Below are 18,660 nucleotides of genomic sequence, written 5' to 3'. Positions count from 1 at the left end.
AGCCGTTCAGTCCACCAGGACCGGCAGCGCGTCCAGACCGTACACAATGGACACCTGACGGAAGGAGAGGTCCTCCTCGGGCACCGCCAGCCGCAGGTTCGGGAAGCGGCGGATCAGCGCCGGGTAGGCGGTGCGCAGCTCCATCCGGGCCAGTTCCGCGCCGATGCAGCGGTGGATGCCGTAGCTGAACGCCAGGTGCGACGTCGGATCGCGGGTCGCGTCGAACGTCTCCATGTCCGCGCCCAGCTTGGGGTCGCGGTCCGCCGTGGACAGGGACACCAGCACGATGTCACCCTCGGCGATGTGGACGCCGCCGATCTCCATGTCCTCCTTGGCGAACCGGGGGAACGCCATCTGCACCACCGTCAGGTAGCGCAGCAGCTCCTCGACGAACCGGTGCACGGACTCGTCGTCGCCGCGGACGGCGTCCATCGCCTTCTCGTCGCGCAGCAGCACCAGCGCGCCGAGGGCCAGCATGCTCGCCGTGGTCTCCAGGCCGCCGGTGAGCACGCCGTCGGCCAGGCCGGCCAGCTCGCGGTCGTCGATCTCGTCGCCGTGTTCCTTGATCAGCATGCCGAGCAGGCCGTCGCCCGGTTCCTCGCGCTGCTTCTTGACGATGTCGAGCAGGTAGGTCAGCGACTCCGACATCGCGCCGAGCGAGGCACCCGCGCCGCCGAAGAGGTCGAAGCGGGCGGTGCTCAGCCGCTGGAAGTCCTCGCGGTCCTCATAGGACACGCCGAGCAGTTCGCAGATGGTCAGCGACGGGATCGGCAGCGCGAACGCCTGCCACAGGTCGACCGGGCCGTCGGTGGCGGCCATGGCGTCGAGCTGCCCGGCGACGATCTCGTCGATGCGCGGGGCCAGCCGGCTCAGCCGGCGCATGGTGAACTCCGGCGTGAGCAGCTTCCGCAGCCGCGTGTGCACCGGCGGATCCGCGAAGCCCAGGCCGCCCGGGTTCTGGTCGGCGGTCACGCCGGCGTTGCCGACGAGGTTGCCGAAGTCGCTGGAAAAACCGGTCGCCTTGCCGAGCACGGCCTTCGCCTCGTCGTACCCGGTGACGAGCCAGGCGTTCATCCCGAACGGCAGGTCGAGCTTGCCGATCGGCGCCTCGCTCCGCTGAGCGGCCATCTCGGGGACCGGGTCGAGGCCGTCCCGTTTCAGCGGCAGCAACGCCGAATCGGGCAGGAAGGACGACATCTTTTCGAGGTCGAAGCCCTTTTTCGACTGCCGGGCGAGATACCGTCGGCCGACCCAGCCCAGGACCCGTGAGCGGAGACTCCCCATGGGACCGACAGTACCGTACTAGCCCGATCGGGTGACGAGAAGCGAGACGCGGTTCACCCCGGCTTGCGGGCCAGCAGGCCGGCCTGCGGCGTCTTCTCGTACGGCCCGTGCGGCTCACGAACCAGCCGCGCTTCCACGACCAGCCCGGCGGCGACGCACAGCCCGACCACGAAGTCCGGCTGCAACCGGTAGGCGTCGAAGGCGACGTCGTGGCCGTAGCCCTGAGTGATGCGGCGGCGTTCGTCGCCGACCTGGAACCCGGTCAGCAGCCGCCCGCCCGGGGCCAGCACCCGCGCCAGCTCCGCCACCACCGCCGGCAGTTCCTCCGGCGGCGTGTGGATCAGCGAGTACCACGCCAGCGCACCCGCCAGGCTGCCGTCTTCGAGGTCCAGTGCGGCCATCGATCCGACTTCGAAGCGCAGCCCGGGATGCGCCCGGCGAGCCGCGTCGACCATGCCGGGCGAGAGGTCCACCCCGAACACGTCCAGCCCGAGCGAGGCCAGGTAGCCGGTCAACCGGCCCGGGCCGCAGCCGAGATCACCGACCGGCCCGGCTCCCCCGACCAGTTCGGCGAACGTCCCCAGCATCGCCCGGTCCCACGGGCTGGCGTCCAGCAGATCCCGCAGCTCCTCGGCGTAGGAGTCGGCGACGGTGTCGTAGGCGATCCGGGTCTCGGTCACGAAGGCGGGTTCGGTCACGAGCCGCACCCTACCGGCCTCCGGGCAGCTCCCGGTTCTCGGTGATCAGCCCGTGCTCGCTCGCGACGTAGTGGAAGTACGGCCGGCCGCGGTCGTCGGTGCCGGTGAAGAGCGTCTTCGACCGGCCGTCGGCCTCGGTGTTGACGCCGTTCGTGCGGGCCAGCACGCCGGAAGAGGCCAGCCACTCGCGCGAAGCCCGCACCGGCCGCCAGGTGCGGCCGTCGCCGGTCAGGTCGCCGAGGATCTTCGTCATGTCCGCCGAGCCCGAGATCCGCAGGTTCTGGTCGTCGGTGATGTTCGCGGTCGCGTCGGTCGTCAGCGGGTAGGACCAGGTGTGCCGGTCCGCCGACCGCACCCGGCCGTCCACTGTGGACACCGAGGTCTGCTGCCCGGCGTCGGCCTGCACGACGTGCTGGGTGAAGCCGCCGCCGGTGACGTCGTCGCTGTTGCGGTAGTCGCGGGTGCGCTCGACCCGGGTATACACCCGGCCGGCAGAGGTGTCGACGTAGCCCGCCGTCACGTCGTGGCGCTTCGCGGTGACCGTGACGTTCACGCCGCCGGAGATGTCCTTGACCGTCTCCTGCCGGGCCGGTGCGGCCGCGACGTCGTGCTGGGTGAGGGCGCCGGACGTCTGCGTGGCGTTCTTGTCGGTGTAGAGCAGGAGCGTCGGGACGACGGTGAATTCGCCGCCGATGTCCGGGAAGGAGAAGGAGAGGTCGTGGGTGCCGCCGTCGACGAGCCGGCCCGCGAACGGCGTGACGTCGTAGGTCTCGGCGTGCAGGCTGAAGGTGTCGATCGCGACGACCGGCCGCCACAGCTGCGGCACGATCCCGCCGGAGTAGATGTGCGGGAAGGTGAACGCGCTCCCGGCGGACGTGCCGTCGATCGCGAAGTTCGCCTCGCGGTAGGACCCCTTCCCGCAGAGGCCGGCCGCCGGGTACTTCGCGGCCACGGCGTCGGGGACGTCGTCGAACCACTGCTCGTCGCAGGCGTGGCCTTCGAGCGTGACCTCGAGGTAGGCGCGGGTGATGTTGCGCGGCAGGCCCTGCGCGCTGAAGTGCACGGTGGGCGCGGCGGGGGTGGCGTCGGCGTGCCCGAACCCGGCGACGCGATCGGGCGTCACGGCCGCGGGGTGCTTGCGGTCGGCCTGGTAGTAGGTGAGCGTCACGGTCTGGGCGTAGACGCCGGTGTAGATCGCCGAGTTGTAGTTTTCGATGCCGCCGTGGAAGGGCTGCGGGGTACGCAGCAAGGCGCTGTAGGGCGTCAGGTCCTTGTCGAAGTGGTAGGTGATCGGGCGGTGGCCCTCGCCGCTGGGCTCCTCGGTGGTCCCCCACCAGACCTCGGTACCGCCGATCCGCAGGTCGCCGATCCGGTCGTACTGCCGCCCGCTCACGGTGACGGTCTGGTCCATGACGACCTTCGCCCACGGCCCGGGGCAGGCCTTCGGCGGCGCGAGGGTGCCTTCGTAGAACTGCGGGCTGCCGTCGGCGGCGTTCGACCGGAAGCCGTCGGCGAGCGTGACGCTGCAGTGCGGCGAGTCCGGCCGCGTGACGCCGGGCGCGGCGGTCACGGGGTTGTCGGTATCGCCTTCCACGATCGGCGCGGCCGAAGCGACCGCCCCGGCGAACACCCACGTCAGCACCAGCGACAGGACGATCGTGAAGATCCGCACCCCGACTCCTCCCAATGGCAGGCACACCCGGCTGGGAGCCTAGCGGCGCGATCATGCGACCAACGTCGGTAATCGCGCGCTGAAACGTTTCAGATCATGATAGGCTCACCCCTTCTCAGCGAGGGGGTCCGGTGGTCGGCATCAAGGACGTCGCGAAGCGGGCGGGCGTCTCCATCGGCACGGTGTCCAATGTGGTCAACCGGCCGCACGTCGTCGCGGCCGCGACGCGGCACCGGGTGCTTTCGGTGATCGAGGAGCTCGGGTACGTGCGGGACGAGTCCGCCCGGCAGCTGCGGGCCGGGCGCAGCCGCGTGATGGGGCTGCTCGTGCTCGATCTCGGGAACCCCTTCTTCGTCGACGTCGCCCGGGGGGCCGAGCAGGCCGCGCACGCCGAAGGCCTCAACATCATCACCTGCAACAGCGGGCAGCGGTCCGAACTGGAAGCGTCGTACCTGGCGATGTTCGCCGAGCAGCGGGTCCGCGGGGTGCTGCTGAGCCCGGTCGCGACGTCCGGCGAAGCCCTGCGGACGTTCCGGCGCACCGGCACGCCGTACGTCTTCGTCGACCGCAAGGCCCCGGCGTCGGAGGCGAGCTCGGTGTCGGTCGACGACGTCGCCGGCGGGGCGCTCGGCGGACGGCACCTGCTGGAGACCGGGCACCGGCGGATCGCGTTCGTCAACGGCCCCGCCATCCTCACCCAGTGCCGCGACCGCGAGCAGGGCCTCCGCAACGCACTGGCCGGCTCCGGCGCAGAGCTGACCGTCTTGGAGGCGATCGGCCTCGACGTCACCTCCGGCCGCGACGCCGGCGCGCGCCTGCTCGGCGCGAGCCCCCGGCCGACGGCGGTGTTCTGCGCGAACGACCTCCTCGCCCTGGGCGTGCTGCAGGCGATGGTCGGCGCGGGTGTCCGCGTCCCGGACGAGATGGCGATCGTCGGCTACGACGACATCGAGTTCGCGGGCGCGGCGGCGGTCCCGCTGACGTCGGTCCGCCAGCCGGCCCGCCGCCTCGGCCGCACGGCCGCGGAACTGCTGCTGGCCGAGACGTCGGACACGAAGCCGGAACGGCAGGCCGTGGTGTTCACCCCGGAGCTGGTCGTCCGCGAATCGACCCGGGTCCGCCGCTAGACCGGTGGCTCAGGTCCGCCCGGGGCGGGTTTGTCGTTGGCCACCGCTTTGGGACAGGCGTGCTCAGCGCCGGACGGCCGGGACATACCTGAACTCCCTCGCGCAGTGGGGCGCCACTTCGCCTGCCCGACTCCCCTTTGCCGAGGACGCTCGGCGCGCCACGCGTGATGAGTCTCGATTCCCCGACCGCCACGGCGTTACGCCGGCGCGGTCGGGGAAATCCCTCCCGCACCACCCGCTAAATCGGTTGGGATTCACGGGCCGGTTCGGCAAGCTCGGCTCATGGCGTCCAGGTGGGTGCGGCTGCAAGCCGTCGCGGTGTCCGGTTCGTCCGCCGAAGGCCTGCTCCTGGCCGCGATCCCCCTGCTGGCCGTGTCCGTCACCACCGATCCGCGCGAAGTCTCGCTGATCAACGTCGTCGGCGAAGCTCCCTGGCTGCTGCTCTCCCTGTTCGCCGGGGTGCTCATCGACCGGGTGCGCCGGACCACGGTCCTGGCCTGGGCCTACGCCGTGCTGGCCGGGGCCGCCGTCGTGCTCGCCGCCGTTGCCTCAGCCAAGGTGCTCAGCCTGCCCGTGCTGCTGGTGGTCGCCTTCGTCATCACCTCGGCGCGGGTGCTCGGCGACGGCGCCAGCGGCGCGCTCGTCCCGGAACTGGTCGGTCCCGGGCAGCTCGCCCACGCCAACGCGCGGCTCACCGTGATCGACCAGGGGGTGGTGCGGTTCGTCGTGCCGCCGCTGACCGGGTTCCTGATCGCCGTCGGCGCCGGTGCGCCCGCCTGGCTGGCCGCGGCCTGCGCGCTCGGCGCCCTCGTGCTGGCCCGCCGGATCCCGTCCCAGTCGGTCGTCGCGGCGGCGACGCACCCGTTGCGGGACCTCTCGGGCGGCCTGCGGCACCTGGTGCGGACGCCGCTGCTGCGGTCGATCACGATCAACGTCGCCCTGGGCTCGTTCGCCGCGAGCGCCGGCAACTCGATGTTCGTGCTCTACGCGACGCAGGTCCTGCACGTCGGCCCGGTCGGCTACGGCCTGCTGCTCGCCTGCCTCGCCGTCGGCTGGGTCGGGTCGTCGTTCTTCGTGCAGAAAGTGGTGGACCGGCTCGGCTACTCGTGGTCGATGCGGTTCGCCCAGAGCTTCGGCGTCGTGGCGACGCTGCTGATCGCGCTCGTCCCGCCGTGGCCGCCGCTGGTGGGGGTCGTGCTGGTGTCCCTGACGGCGACCGTGCTGATCTGGAACGTCTGCTCGCAGTCCAGCCGCCAGCGCTTCACCCCGGCGCCCCTGCTGGGCCGGGTGCTCACCAGCCACCGGGCGCTGGCCTGGGGCCTGACGCCGCTGGGCGCGCTGGCCGGCGGCCTGGTCGCGGCGCACTGGGGCCTGCGTGCCGTCTGGGTGATGGGCGCAGGCGTCCAGGCCGTCAGCGCGGTGCTCGTGTGGTTCCAGCTCTCCCCCGCGGCGTTCCGGCGGACCGAAGAGCCGGCGGCTGCCCAAGCCTGAAGCCGAGTGGTGTGCCGGGTCGGGGCACCGGCACACCACCCGGACGCCTAACCGCCCAGGGCGAGTGCCACCGCGCCCAGCAGCGCCGCGTCCTGGTCGAAGCGGGCGGCCACCAGCTGCGGCGGGAACGGCACCGCGTGCGCGAGCCGGTCCGCCAGCGCCGGCAGCAGCACGTCCGCGGACCGGACCAGGCCGCCGCCGACCGCGATGCGCTCCGGGTCCAGGGCGATCGCCAGGTTGGCCACGTGCATCGACAGTTCGTCGAGCGCGGCCGTCACCAGCTCCTTGGCCTCGACGTTTTCCTTGGCCAGCGCGAACAGCTCCCCGGCGGTGACCGGGCGGCCGAGCAGTTCGCTCGCCCGGCCGCCCAGCCCACGCCCACCGACGGCTTCCTCGAGCGGCGCCGCTCCGCTCGCGAAACCCTCGGTGTCCTGCGGCGAGAGCAGGTTGTACCCGATCTCGCCCGCAGCTCCGTTGGCGCCGGTCAGCAACCGGCCGCCGACCAGCACCGCCGCCGCGATGCCGGTGCCCAGTGACAGGAACACCGCCGGGTCGGCCCCGGCCAGCGCGCCCCAGCGCCACTCCGCCAGCGCCGCCGCCTTCGCGTCCGTGCCCACCGAGATCGGCACGGCGGGGAACTCCGCGGCCACCAGCTCCGCCAGCCGCAGCTGCTCCCAACCCGGCACGTTCGGCGCGAGCAGGATGCGGTCCGGCAGCACGATCCCCGGGCTGACGACGCCGATGCAGCCGGGCGACGCACCCTCGTCGGCCAGGAGAGCCCTGGCCGCGGCGAGCGCGCGCACCACCACCTGCTCGGCCCCCGCGTGCGCGTCGGTGTCCAGCCGGCGGGTCGCCAGCAGGGTGCCGTCGCGATCGGCGAGCCCCAGCGCCACCTTCGTGCCGCCGAAGTCGATCCCGAGAATCCGATCCTCGCTCACGCGTGCGCCCCTCCCGTCCCCCGCACCACGATCCGGCCGGTGTTGAGCCCGTCGACGCTGATCACCGGGGCCGCCCCGCGCAGGTCGGCCGCCTGGTAGGTGACGGTCAGCGTCTGCGACTGGCCCGGCCACAGCGTGATGTCGTTGTCGTCCCAGGTCGCGTTCGCGAGCTGGTTGTCCCCTGGCGCTTCCCGCCCGTCCGGCGTGCCGCGGCGGACGTCGGCCCGCAGGAAGAACGCCGCGCCCGGTGTCTTCGAGGTGTTCGTGACCGTCACCGTGGTGACCAGCCCCGTCCCGTTCGGCCGGGTCGACGCCACCGCGCCGACCTGCGACTGCGGCAGGTTCTGCAGGGCCTGCAGGTTGCCGTACTGCGACAGCGTCGCCTGCGGGTTGCCGAGCGTCTTGGCCCAGTCGACGACGTCCTTCTGCGTCGAGAGCCAGTAGACGTTCCGGTCGACGACCTTCCCGCCCTGCTTGACCTGCAGCTCGACGAAGTAGACCTGCGCGGGCGCCGGTGCCTTCGTCTCGGCGGGCACCTTCGGCTTCAGGACACCGGTCCTGACGCCCTGGCTGCCGAGGCTCAGGCCGGCCGCGGTCTGGTCGTCGAGCACCTTGCCCGCGGTGTCGAGCACGCGCGCCTGCACCGAAAGCCCGGACTGCGTGGCCGCGCCGAGGTTGTCCAGGGTGACGGACCCGTTGTCGTAGCCGTAGATCGCGTGCAGCGGCTTGTTCGCCTTCTGGGCGCCGAAGTACGCGCCCGCCTGGTCGCCGTCGTCGTTGTAGAGCGACCACAGCAGCGTCGGCCAGCCCTTGTTCAGCTGCCAGTAGACGACACCGGTGGCCGGGTTGGCCTTGTCCGTCGAGTGGTGCAGGAACGCCTCGAACTGCGAGCGGGTGTTCTCGTAGTTCGCGATGTTCGCCAGGTCCACATAGGACTTGAGCGAGTTCCACTTCCCGTACCGCTGCGCGATCGACTGGTCGAGGGTGTACAGCGTGCCGAAGGCGTAACCGCCGTGGTCCGGCTCGAAGTTCGCGTGGTACTGGTTGTACGCCGGGTCCTGCCAGAGCTTCGCCTGCTCGGTGGGCGACAGGAACCGCTTGATCGAGTCGAGCGTCGGCACGGTGTGCCCGGCGCTCTGTTCGCTCGCGAAGCCCCAGGCGCCGCCCGCGTTGGTGCGGCTGGAGTCCTCGGGGTCGAAGTGCGAGCTGTCGTACCAGTACGTCGGCGGGACCCAGTCGTACGGGCCTTCCTTCTCCCCCGAGTTGCCCAGCGTCGGCGTGCTCTTGTACTCCGCCGAGGCGATCACCGGGACCTGGAAGTCCTCCTGCTCGAACGCGGTGAGGACGGCGTGCTCCTGGTTCGGGAACGGCTCGTTGTCGCTCCAGCCGTAGTTGAAGACGCTGGGGTGGTTGCGCTCGCGCTGCGCGATGCTCACCGACGAGTCGTGGATGATCCGCAGGTCCCGCTCGCCCAGCTGCTCGGCGGTGTCCGGCTGCCAGGCGTCACAGCACAGGAACCCGCCGATGACCAGCAGACCCGCGCGGTCGGCCTGGTCGTAGAAGTCCTGCGGCATGTCGTGGCCTTCGAGGCGGACGCCGGACAGGCCCAGGTTCTTGATCAGCGCGATCTGGTGCGCGGTGTCGGCGGAGTCGTAGCGCAGGAACAGGTCCGGCGCGAAGCCGCCGCCGCGGAACACGAAGTCCTTGCCGTTGACGGTGAACTGCCGAGCGCCGTCCGGCAGCGGCTTGGACTTCCCGACCAGGCGCGAAGTCACCGTGCGGATGCCGAAGGTGCTCTTCGACGACGTCGACAGCACGCCGTTCTGGGAGACCGCGGTGGTCAGCGTGTAGAGCGGCTGGCCGCCCATCGAATACGGGTACCACACCTGCGGTTTCTCGATCTTCACCGGCGCGAACACGACCGTCCGCTGGGTGTTCGCCGGGATGGTGACGCGCTGCTTGACGACGATCGGCGCCCCCGAGGGCGCGGTGATCGTCGCGGCGACGTCGCCGGTCTGCGCCGTGGCCGCGTTGTTGGCGACGTCGAGCTTCACCGTCAGCTTCGAGCTGGACAGGTCGGGCGCGTTGTCCTGCACGACGTGCGCGTTGTCCCCGGTCAGCGCGTCCCCCACCTGCAGGGTCGGCGGGAACTGGATGCCGGTGTCGTTGTCCGGCGGGATCTGGCCCCAGTCGACCTGGTCGAGGGTGTACATCTTCAGCGGGTCGTTCGGGTAGACCTTGATCGCCAAGGTGTTCTTGCCCGGCTTCACGAGCTTCGAGACGTCGAAGGTGTGCCCGGCGAACGCGCCGCTCACGACGTCCTTCGTGGCGACGAGCGTGCCGTTCACCCAGACGTCGCCCTCCCCGACGATGCCCGGGATGGTCAGCTTGGCGTGCTGGCCGGCCTTGAAGTCCGGGGCGAAGTCGGTGCGGTACCACCACGGGTCGGAGAACGGCAAGGTGGCGACCGGGCCGAGCTTGTCGACGTACCCGAAGCACTTGCGCATGTTGTCCGAGTAGAAGACGTCCGGGCACTGGCCGTTCTGCACCAGGGCGTTGATCTCGGTGCCGGGCGCGCCGGCGTCGTCCGGCTTCACCGGCAGCCAGCCGCGGGTGGCGTACCCGGGCGTGGAAACCTTGTCGCCGCCGTCCTTGACGTTCGCCGTGGTGAGGACCTGCCAGCCCTGCAGGCCGATCGTCGTGAGCCCGTGCGGCTTCGCGACGGCCTGCGTGTCCTGCGCGGCCGCGGGTCCGGCCACGCTCAGCACGCCGGGGACGAGGAGCAGCGCGGCTAAGATCGCGAGCTTCCGGGTCATGCCTGAACCCCTTCCGGTTCGGTGGCGAAAGCTTCCTTGATCTCCTTGGGCCCGAACGGCCAGGTGTGCTCGGCCTTGGCGTAGCCGAGGTAGGCGAGCGCGCCGATGGCGATCCAGCCGAGCGAAAGCCAGATGGACAGCCAGTCGGCCGATTTGTAGATGTAGACCCAGCCGACGAGCGCGATGATCGTCGGCGCCGGGTAGAGCCACTGCCGGTACGGCCGCCTCAGGTTCGGCTGCCGGCGGCGGAGCACGACGATCGCGGCGACCTGGGCCAGCGACTGGATGATGACCAGGGTCGCGACCGCCGCGTTGATCACCTCGGTCAGGGTGAACAGCGAACCGATGATCGTGATGGCGCCCATGGCGAGCACGCCCGCGGTCGGCAGGTGCAGCTTCGGGTGCAGCTTGCCGAACACCGGCAGGAACACCTTGTCGCGCGCGGCTTCGAACGGCACGCGCGAGCCGCCGAGCAGCCCGGCGAACACGGACGCGATCGCCGCGATCACGATCAGCACGGTGATCGACTTGGCGACGCCGGTGCCCCACACCTGTTCCAGCACCGACGACGCGACCGACTTGGCCGTCTTCAGCTGCTCCAGCGGGATCGAGCCGAGCACCCCGACCTGTAGCAGGAAGTACAGGCCCATGATGCCGACGATCGAGAAGATGATCGAGCGGGGCAGCGTGCGGCCCGGCTCCCGCACTTCGCCGCCGAGGTAGGCGGAGGTGTTGTAGCCGAGGTAGTCGTAGATGGCGATGATCAGGCCGGCGCCGAGGCCGCCCCAGAACGTGCCTTGGCCGGCGGAACTGAACGCGCCCGGAGTGAAGGCGAACGCCTGCGAGGCGCTGAAGTGCGAGAACGCCGCGACGATCGTGGTCAGCACGGCGACGAGCATGACCACGAACAGCACCGTCGTGAGTTTGGAGATCTGGCCGATCTTCCGGAACAGCGCCAGGATGATCAAGAGCGTGATGCCGACGCCGATGATCTTGCCCAGCGGGGTCGTGCCCGCGTCGTCGGTCACGCCGGGGATCAGGTAGCCGAGGTACTGGACGAGGCCGATGATGCCGGTCGACATGATCAGCGGGATGAACAGCACCGCGCTCCACACGAACAGGAACGGCATCAGGCGTCCGGTGCGGTACTGGAACGCTTCGCGCAGGTAGAGGTACGTGCCGCCGGCGCCCGGCATCGCGGCGCCGAGTTCGGCCCAGATCAGCCCGTCGGCCAGCGCGACGATCGCCCCGATGATCCAGCCGAACATCGCCTGCGGGCCGCCCATGGTGGCGACCATGGTGGGGATCGTGACGAACGGGCCGATCCCGCACATCTGGGTCATGTTGATCGCGGTGGCCTGCAGCGGGCCGATCTTGCGTTCCAGGGCGGGCGGTTCCCCGGAACGAGTGGGTGAACTCACGACGTGCCTCCGACTAGTAGTTAGTAAAGTTTCTTAACATAGAACGCCCCGGGCCGGAAGGGTTCGCGGATAAACTTGCGGCAACTCAGGAGGACGCGTGGGACGAAACGGGCCGCAGGTCGGGACGCCGGCCCACATGCGGGCGCTGAACCAGCGGCGGGTGCTGGACCGGCTGCGCGCGCACGGCGAAGCGACACGGCCCCGGATCGCCGCCGACACCGGGCTGTCGAAACCCACGGTGGGCCAGGCCCTGCTCGATCTCGAGCAGCACGGACTGGTCCGGACCACCGGGCGCAGCCTGGCCGGCCCGGGCCGCGCGGCGGTCGTCTACCAGGCCGCACCGGACGCGGGGCACGTCGTCGGCGTCGACATCGGGCGGCGGGTCCTCCGGATCGCCGTCGCGGACCTGGAAGGCAGCATCGTCGCGCGGCTCGACGAGCCCAACCGGTGCCGTTCGGCGAGTGCCTTGGTGCGCACGGTCGGCGAATCCGTCGAACGCGCGGTGTCCTCGGCCGGGCTGCACGCGCACGAAGTCGTCTCGACGGTGGTCGGCACGCCCGGCGTCCCGGACCCGGCGACGGGCACCGTGCACCGCGCGCCCAACCTGCCGGGCTGGGAACGGCGCGGGCTGCTGCACGAGCTCGTCTCGGCGCTGGCCGCCCGAGGCTCGGACGTGGTGGTGGAGAACGACGCGAACCTGTGCGCGGTCGGCGAGCACGCACTCGGCGCGGCGCTGGGCGTCGACGTGCTGGTGTGCCTGACCGTCGGCACCGGAATCGGGATGGGCCTGCTGGTGGACGGCAAGCTGTTCCGCGGCGCCCACGGCGCGGCGGGCGAGATCGCGGACCTGCCGTTCGGGGCGCTGCCGTCCGGCGCCGGCGCGCGGCGTCCGGGACCGGTGGAGACGGCGGCGGCGGGTCAGGCAGTGCTGGCCGCGGCCCGGTCGCGGGGGCTGACGAAGGCGCGTTCGGCGAAGGACGTCTTCCGGCTGGCCCGGGCGGGCGATGCACGGGCTCTTGCCGTGGTCGAGGAGGAGGCGGAGAAGCTGGCGTACGTGGTCTCGGCGGTGACAGCGGTCTTGGACCCGAGGTTGATCGTGCTGGGCGGCGGCATCGGCGGCAACACCGACTTGCTGGCCGCCCCGATGCGGCGCGCACTGGCCGCGACGATCCCGGTGGTCCCGGAGATCGTGGCGGGCCAGCTCGGCGAGGACGCGGTCTTGGCGGGAGCGATCGCGACGGCCCTGGGCACGGCCCGCGAGCTGGTCTTCGACCGCCGGGGGTTGCGCCGGGCTGCGGGAGACGCCTGAGCGCGCTACCGGAAGCGCACCGGGGAAGGACTGCAGCCATGCCGGAGGTCGCCGATTCCGGGCGCCGGTGGCCGCGGCAGGTCCGGATCAGGCGGCTGCGGCCGGCGACCGCTCAGGTCGCGCGCCGGATGAGCAAGGGCCCCGGCCGGAAAGCCAGCCCGACCACGGCTCCCCGCGCGTCCACAGTGGACTAGTCGGACGGGCCGCGCAGGGTGAGCACCACCCGCAGCACGTACTCCACCGCCGTCGGGAAGGCCGCGCCGCGCAGTTCGCCGCGGTCGGCGAGGTTGCGGGCGGCGAACTCCAGCTCCCGCTCCGGGCCGCCCCGGCGGACGACGAGCGCGGCGATCTCCTCGATGTCGAGTTCGGGGTGATCCAGGCGCGTCAGGGAGAACTCGATCATCAGGTCCTCGGCTGTCACGTCCACCTCCTTCACTGTCTCCAGCCTACGCGTGAGCGGCCTCACCAGCGTTACTATACCGTCCAGACGGTATAGTAACTTTCATGACCACCACCCAGCCGACCTCCGCCCGGCCGTTGAGCCCCCGGCGCCGCTGGGCCGCGCTGGGCGTCCTCGTCGGCGCCGTGGTCCTGCTCGCGGTCGACGGCACCGTGCTGTACCTGGCCGTGCCGTCGCTCACCCGCGAACTCGCGCCGACCGCCACCGAAATCCTCTGGATCGGCGACGTCTACTCGCTCGCCCTGGCCGGGCTGCTCGTCACGGCGGGGAACCTCGCCGACCGCTTCGGGCGCAAGAAAGTGCTGCTCATCGGGACCGCGGCGTTCGGGCTCGCCTCCGCGCTGGCCGCCTTCTCCCCCACCGCGAGCGTGCTCGTCGTCGCGCGGCTGCTGCTCGGGGTCGCCGGCGCGACGATCATGCCGTCGACGCTGTCGCTCATCCGGACGCTGTTCGCCGACCCGCGCGAGCGCACCCGCGCCATCGCCATCTGGTCGGCCGGGTCCGGCGGCGGCATCGCGCTGGGCCCGCTGGTCGGCGGGACGCTGCTCGAGCACTACTGGTGGGGCTCGGTGTTCCTGATCAACGTGCCGATCGTCGCCGGCTTCCTGATCGCGGGCGCGTGGCTGCTGCCCGAATCCCGGGATCCGGACCCGGGCCGGTTCGACCTGCTCTCGGCCGGGCTGTCGCCGGCCGCGATCGTCCCGCTGGTCTACGCGGTCAAGCACGCCGTCAGCACCGGTTTCGACGTCCGGATGGGTGCCGCCGCCGGGCTCGGGCTGCTGTTCGGCGCCCTGTTCGTCCGCCGCCAGCGGCGGGCCGCGGCTCCCTTGATCGACGTCACGCTGTTCCGCAACGGCGCCTTCAGCGGTGCGGTCCTGGCGAACTTCATCGCGGTCTTCGCGCTGATGGGCCTGCTGTTCTTCTTTTCGCAGTACCTGCAGCTCGTCCGCGGTTTCTCGCCGCTGCAGGCGGGGTTCGCGGAGATGCCCGCGACGCTGGCTTCGATCGCCGTCGTGGCGGCCGTCGGCGTGGTCGCCGGGCGGCTCGGGCGGGGCCGGGCCATCGCGGCGGGCCTCACGGTGGCGGCGCTGGGCCTCGCGCTGGTCTCGGTCGCCGAACGGGCGCAGCAGTACTGGTGGCTGGGCCTGACGCTGGTGCCGGTCGGGCTGGGCGTCGGCCTGGCGCTGACACTGACCGTCGACTCGGTGCTCTCCGCGGTCCCGCGGGACAAGGCCGGCTCGGCGTCGGCGATCTCCGAGACGGCCTACGAACTCGGGGCGGCGCTGGGCATCGCGATCCTCGGTTCGGTGGTGAACCTGGTCTACCGCGCGTTCCTGCCGGCCGGCCCGGTGCCCGGCGAGGTCCGCGACTCCCTCGCCGGCGCCGCGAGCGTTTTGGACCCGAGTTCTGAACTGGCCCGGGCCGCACGGGAAGCCTTCACCGGCGCCATGCAGGTGACGTCCCTCGCGGCGGCCGCCGTCACCGCCGTCGCCGCGCTGATCGCCTGGCGTACCATTCCGTCCGGAAAGGACTGAGCATGCCTCGCAAAGCCGGGCGCGGCCCGGAAGAAACCCGCCGGGCCCTGCTCGACGCCGCCGCGCAGGTCATCCGCACCCGCGGCGTCTCGGCCTCCCTCGACGACATCGCCCGGGCGGCCGGCGTGTCGAAAGGCGGGCTGCTGTACCACTTCCCGGCCAAGGACGCGCTGGTGCGCACCCTCGCCCAGGACCTGCTGGACGCGTTCCGCACCGAGGTGCGGGCCGCGCTCGATCCGGCCGACACCGCGCCGGGGCGACTGACCCGCGCGTACGTCCGGGCGTCGCTGGACACCTCCTACGACGAGGTCGCGATCCGCGAGACCATCGCCCTGATCGCCCAGCTGATCTCGATCCCCGAGATCGCCGAGCTGGCCCGCGCGGACGCGCAGCGGTGGGAGCGCGAACTCCACGACGACGGCCTTCCCGAGGACGTCGTCACCCTGGTGGTCGCGGCGGCCGACGGCGCGAGCACGGCGCCGTTGTGGGGCGCGGGCATCGACGTGGCCGCCGCGCGGAAGCTGGAGCGGCAGCTGCTGGCCCTCACCTTCGGGTGACGGCCCCGTTGTCAACCCGACTTCGGTACTGGGAAATCACCACTTTCCGAGCCCTACGTTAGTCGGCTCCGGCGAAGGTGTCTTCAAGGTAAATTCTCGACAGCGCGCGCAAATCCGGCAAATCCCCGTCCCCTCACGAGGAGTCTTCCGATGTCGAGGAAGTTCGCCCTGGCCGGCGCCGTCGCGCTCGCCCTGACCGTGACCCCGCTCGCCGCGGGCACCGCGTCGGCCGCCACCCAGCAGGAAGCCGCCGTCACCACGGTCTACTACAGCACCGCCAGCGCACCGACGTTCCGCTCGGTGATCAACGCCGGTGCCGCCAACTGGAACCGCAGCGTCACCAACGTCCGGCTCGTCGAGCGCAACTCCGGCGCCAGCCTGCGCTACACCGAGGGCAACGACCCCCGCGGCTCCTACGCCTCGACCAACGGGCACGGCAGCGGCACCATCTTCATCGACTACACCCAGGCCCGCCAGTACAACCCGACCCGCATCGCGGCGCACGAGACCGGGCACGCCCTCGGGCTGCCCGACCACTACTCGGGTCCGTGCTCCGAGCTGATGTCGGGTGGCGGCCCCGGCCCGTCCTGCACCAACGCGGTGCCGAACGCCGCCGAGCGCAGCCGGGTGAACTCGCTGTGGGCCAACGGGCTCGTCGCGACCACCGCCGGCCAGCGGGTCTACGAAACCGTCTACGGCTTCTGAGCAGGTGAGCTGTGGCCCGGGCCCGGTGCCCGGGCCACAGCCCTGTCCGGGGTCGATCTCGGTGATCATCCCGAGGTGGCGCCCGTTCGCCGTCAATACGGTCAAAGGATGCGAAACTCACCACTGGTCGCCGGGCTCGCCGGCCTCCTTCTCCTGACCGCGCGCCCCGGCGGCGGCCGAAGGCGCCCTACCTGCCGCCGGCGGCCGCGAAGCTCATCGCCGAGGAAGATGCGCGGCGGCTCGGCATCGCCGCCGACCGGCCTCAGCGCGTTCTTCGCCCGGTATCTCGCGTGCTGACCGCTCCGCCCCTCACCCCACGACGATCCGGTCGAGGTCCGGTGCCCAGCCCGACGGATTGCCGAGGCGGATCGTGTTCGCGCCCGCCGCGAGCGTCAGCGTCACCTGCACTGAACCCACCGTGTCCCAGCCACCCGAACTGGGCGTGGCGACCGAGACCGCCGTACCGCCGTTGACACTCACCGTCAACGACCGCGCCTCACCCGAGGCGTAGAAGATCGTCACCGGATGCGTGCCCGCCGTGGTGTTCACCCCCGAGAACTGCAGGTAGTTCGCCGCACCGCCGCCCACGTAGCCGACCAACGCGCCGCCCGAAGCGCCGGATGAACTGCGCACCGCGGCCTGCCCGGCGAGGGTGCCCGCTTCGGCCTCGTACGACGTGCCGGTGGGCGGCGTGCCGGTCAGCCGCCAGTACACCGTGTACCGCTGGTGGTGCGTGGCGGAGAACGGCAGCAGGGTGACCGCGCCCGTGCTCGCCGTTCCGGTGAAGCGCAGCGGGTTCGCGGGATCCTGGCGCACCGTCCCCGTCTGCAACGTCGGCAGCGCGCTCAGGTTCGTCGAGCCGTACTGGCCCGCGAGCACGATCGCGCCGTACTTCGCCGCGCCGACGCTCGCGTCGTCGTTCGCCCGCGGGAAGGTCAGCGACGCCGGGACCGACACGTCGACCACGTCCCCGGCCGCCCACGTCCGGTCGATCGTGCAGAACGACCCCGGGGACGGACTGCCCTGGGCGACCCCGTTGACCTTCACCACCGCGCCCGAAGTCCACTTGGGAATGCGGAGCTTCAGCGCGATGTGCCCGGACCCGCCGATCGTCAGCTTCGTGCCGGACGAGGCGGGGAACGTGGTGTCCTGCCGGACGGTGATCCCCCGGCCCGGCCAGGTCAGCACCGACGCGATGAACAGGTTGACGTACAGCGTCTCGCCGGTGAAGAAGTAGACGCTGTCGGCGAACTTCGTCTGCGACTCCATGCCGGTGCCGTGGTCGCAGGTGAAGTCGTCGTAGTCGTTGGCGTAGGTCTTGATCCCGCCGGCGCGCAACGGCGTGTAGTACGTGACGAACCCGTGGCTCGAGTCCGGGTCCTGCTCGCCGAGGATCTGGTTGAACAGCGCCAGCTCGTAGTAGTCCATGTACTCGGGTGCCGGGTTCGTGAAGAACAGCTGCCGGGTCAGCTTGAGCATGTTGTAGGTGTTGCAGACTTCGCACGTGGTGTCCGACAACTGGCTCGCGATCGCGTCCGGCGCCTGGAAGTACTCGCCGTCGGAGTTGCCGCCGATCACGTACGTGTGGTGGTCGAGCACGATCCGCCAGAAGTTGACCGCGATGTCGCGGTAGCGGGTCGTCCCGGTGGCGTGGTATTCGCGGATCGCGCCGAGGATCTTGGGGATCTGGGTGTTGGCGTGGAACCCTGACAGCCGGTCCTGGTTGGCGGCCAGGGGGTCGAGGATCTGGGCGTGGTCGAACCGCTGGGCCGTGGCGAGGTGGTTCGCGTCGCCGGTCACCTGGTACAGGTTCGTCAGGACCTCGGGCATCCCGCCGAACTCCGTGCGCAGTGCGGCTTGCATCTGCGTGACCGACAGCGGATCGGTGCGGGTCTTCGTCCAGGCCGCCTTGCGCAGCAGCACGTCGAGGGCCTGCTGGTTGCCGGCGAGGAGGTACTGGTCGAGCAGCCCCGCCATGATCTTGTGCAGCGTGTAGTAGGGCGCCCAGACCGACTGGCCGCTCTCCAGCCGGTCGAAGAAGTTCTCCGGGAACGCCGAGAGGTACCCGGCGTGGAAGCCGCGTCCCGGCGCCGCCGCCTGGCACGCGGCCAGGGCGTTGACGAGGTAGTCGCCCTTGGTCTTGTGCGCGGTGTCGCCGGTGTTGGCGTACGCCTGGGCCAGCCCGGACAGCAGGTGGCCGGTCGAATGGCCGCGCAGTTCCGTGCCGGGGCTTTCCCAGCCGCCGCACGGCTGGGCCGAGCTGGCCAGCCCGGCGTTGAGCCGGAACGTGTGCAGCAGGCGGTCGGCGTCGACGAACCGGAAGTAGGCCAGCTGCCGGTTCATGTTGTCGAGGAACGGCCCGGCCTGCAGCCGCACCGCGCCCAGCGGGAACGGGAACACCGAGACACCGATGTCGGGCCGGTTCGCGGCCGCGGCGGTGCCGGCCAACGCCGGGGCCAGCGCCGCGCTCGCGGAGAGGGCACCCACGGCTTTCAGCAGCAGGCGGCGGTCGAAGGTGGGTTCGCGCATCATCGGGCCTTTCGCCGGGGTGGGGGGGGGGGGCCCCCCCGGGGCCCCCCCGGCCACCCGGGGGGGCAGGGGGGGAGCCCGGGCGTGCGACGACGCGGGGGAAAAGCCGGGGCGGGGA

At 71.4% G+C, this 18,660-nt stretch carries 15 protein-coding genes; 7 read left to right on the top strand and 8 right to left on the bottom strand.

The window, feature by feature from the left end; translation table 11 throughout:
- Positions 1 to 6: 6 nt before the first annotated feature.
- The 3 genes from ISP_RS18235 to ISP_RS18225 are packed head-to-tail and all read right to left on the bottom strand — an operon-like array spanning position 7 to position 3,654.
- Entirely contained in the window at positions 7 to 1,284 is a 1,278-nt protein-coding gene (locus tag ISP_RS18235) for a cytochrome P450 (protein ID WP_014466963.1), read from the bottom strand.
- A 53-nt stretch (positions 1,285 to 1,337) separates the two neighbouring features.
- The gene (locus ISP_RS18230; RefSeq protein ID WP_013225283.1) at positions 1,338 to 1,991 is read right to left on the bottom strand and encodes a class I SAM-dependent DNA methyltransferase; all 654 of its coding nucleotides are present in this window, start codon (positions 1,989 to 1,991) and stop codon (positions 1,338 to 1,340) included.
- Position 1,992: 1 nt separating this feature from the next.
- On the bottom strand, positions 1,993 to 3,654 hold the full coding sequence (locus tag ISP_RS18225) for a peptide-N4-asparagine amidase (RefSeq protein WP_013225282.1): 1,662 nt from the start codon (positions 3,652 to 3,654) through the stop codon (positions 1,993 to 1,995).
- A gap of 131 nt (positions 3,655 to 3,785) precedes the next feature.
- Between ISP_RS18225 and ISP_RS18220 the strand changes: the two genes are divergently transcribed.
- Positions 3,786 to 4,781 carry a LacI family DNA-binding transcriptional regulator gene (locus ISP_RS18220; protein WP_013225281.1) on the top strand — a complete coding sequence of 332 codons (996 nt, stop codon included), beginning with the start codon at positions 3,786 to 3,788 and terminating at the stop codon, positions 4,779 to 4,781.
- A gap of 282 nt (positions 4,782 to 5,063) precedes the next feature.
- Positions 5,064 to 6,272, top strand: a complete 1,209-nt coding sequence (locus ISP_RS18215; RefSeq protein ID WP_013225280.1) for an MFS transporter — start codon at positions 5,064 to 5,066, stop codon at positions 6,270 to 6,272.
- A gap of 47 nt (positions 6,273 to 6,319) precedes the next feature.
- On the opposite strand, the gene ISP_RS18210 is transcribed toward ISP_RS18215, so the two are convergent.
- From ISP_RS18210 to ISP_RS18200, 3 genes are read right to left on the bottom strand one after another with little or no spacing between them, the layout of a single operon-like run.
- Positions 6,320 to 7,210, bottom strand: coding sequence for an ROK family protein (locus ISP_RS18210; RefSeq protein ID WP_013225279.1), 891 nt, complete (start codon positions 7,208 to 7,210; stop codon positions 6,320 to 6,322).
- Positions 7,207 to 10,026 carry a glycosyl hydrolase 2 galactose-binding domain-containing protein gene (locus ISP_RS18205; RefSeq protein ID WP_013225278.1) on the bottom strand — a complete coding sequence of 940 codons (2,820 nt, stop codon included), beginning with the start codon at positions 10,024 to 10,026 and terminating at the stop codon, positions 7,207 to 7,209. The genes ISP_RS18210 and ISP_RS18205 overlap by 4 nt, the downstream gene beginning before the upstream one ends.
- Positions 10,023 to 11,447, bottom strand: a complete 1,425-nt coding sequence (locus ISP_RS18200; protein WP_013225277.1) for an APC family permease — start codon at positions 11,445 to 11,447, stop codon at positions 10,023 to 10,025. The genes ISP_RS18205 and ISP_RS18200 overlap by 4 nt, the downstream gene beginning before the upstream one ends.
- A 136-nt stretch (positions 11,448 to 11,583) precedes the next feature.
- Between ISP_RS18200 and ISP_RS18195 the strand changes: the two genes are divergently transcribed.
- Positions 11,584 to 12,756, top strand: coding sequence for an ROK family transcriptional regulator (locus ISP_RS18195; RefSeq protein WP_014466961.1), 1,173 nt, complete (start codon positions 11,584 to 11,586; stop codon positions 12,754 to 12,756).
- Positions 12,757 to 12,794: 38 nt separating this feature from the next.
- Positions 12,795 to 12,950 carry a hypothetical protein gene (locus ISP_RS18190; RefSeq protein ID WP_014466960.1) on the top strand — a complete coding sequence of 52 codons (156 nt, stop codon included), beginning with the start codon at positions 12,795 to 12,797 and terminating at the stop codon, positions 12,948 to 12,950.
- On the opposite strand, the gene ISP_RS18185 is transcribed toward ISP_RS18190, so the two are convergent.
- The gene (locus ISP_RS18185) at positions 12,947 to 13,177 is read right to left on the bottom strand and encodes a hypothetical protein (RefSeq protein ID WP_176742092.1); all 231 of its coding nucleotides are present in this window, start codon (positions 13,175 to 13,177) and stop codon (positions 12,947 to 12,949) included. The genes ISP_RS18190 and ISP_RS18185 overlap by 4 nt on opposite strands.
- A gap of 83 nt (positions 13,178 to 13,260) precedes the next feature.
- On the opposite strand from ISP_RS18185, the gene ISP_RS18180 reads away from it, so the two are divergent.
- The 3 genes from ISP_RS18180 (at position 13,261) to ISP_RS18170 (ending at position 16,013) form a co-directional block, all read left to right on the top strand.
- A complete protein-coding gene (locus ISP_RS18180; RefSeq protein ID WP_013225274.1) occupies positions 13,261 to 14,751 on the top strand; it encodes an MFS transporter in 1,491 nt (496 codons plus the stop codon).
- Between the two features lie 2 nt (positions 14,752 to 14,753).
- Complete coding sequence (locus ISP_RS18175) at positions 14,754 to 15,308, top strand: TetR/AcrR family transcriptional regulator (RefSeq protein WP_013225273.1); 555 nt, start codon at positions 14,754 to 14,756, stop codon at positions 15,306 to 15,308.
- A 150-nt stretch (positions 15,309 to 15,458) separates the two neighbouring features.
- A complete protein-coding gene (locus tag ISP_RS18170) occupies positions 15,459 to 16,013 on the top strand; it encodes a snapalysin family zinc-dependent metalloprotease (RefSeq protein ID WP_013225272.1) in 555 nt (184 codons plus the stop codon).
- Between the two features lie 309 nt (positions 16,014 to 16,322).
- Here ISP_RS18170 and ISP_RS18165 read toward each other — a convergent pair whose 3' ends face one another.
- Positions 16,323 to 18,542, bottom strand: a complete 2,220-nt coding sequence (locus ISP_RS18165) for a beta-L-arabinofuranosidase domain-containing protein (RefSeq protein ID WP_230468816.1) — start codon at positions 18,540 to 18,542, stop codon at positions 16,323 to 16,325.
- Positions 18,543 to 18,660 lie beyond the last annotated feature (118 nt).

The sequence above is a fragment of the Amycolatopsis mediterranei genome (genome assembly GCF_026017845.1).
GTDB lineage: Bacteria > Actinomycetota > Actinomycetes > Mycobacteriales > Pseudonocardiaceae > Amycolatopsis > Amycolatopsis mediterranei.
The sequence above is the reverse complement of the archived record's forward strand: the minus strand, read 5'-3'. Positions and strand labels throughout refer to the sequence as shown.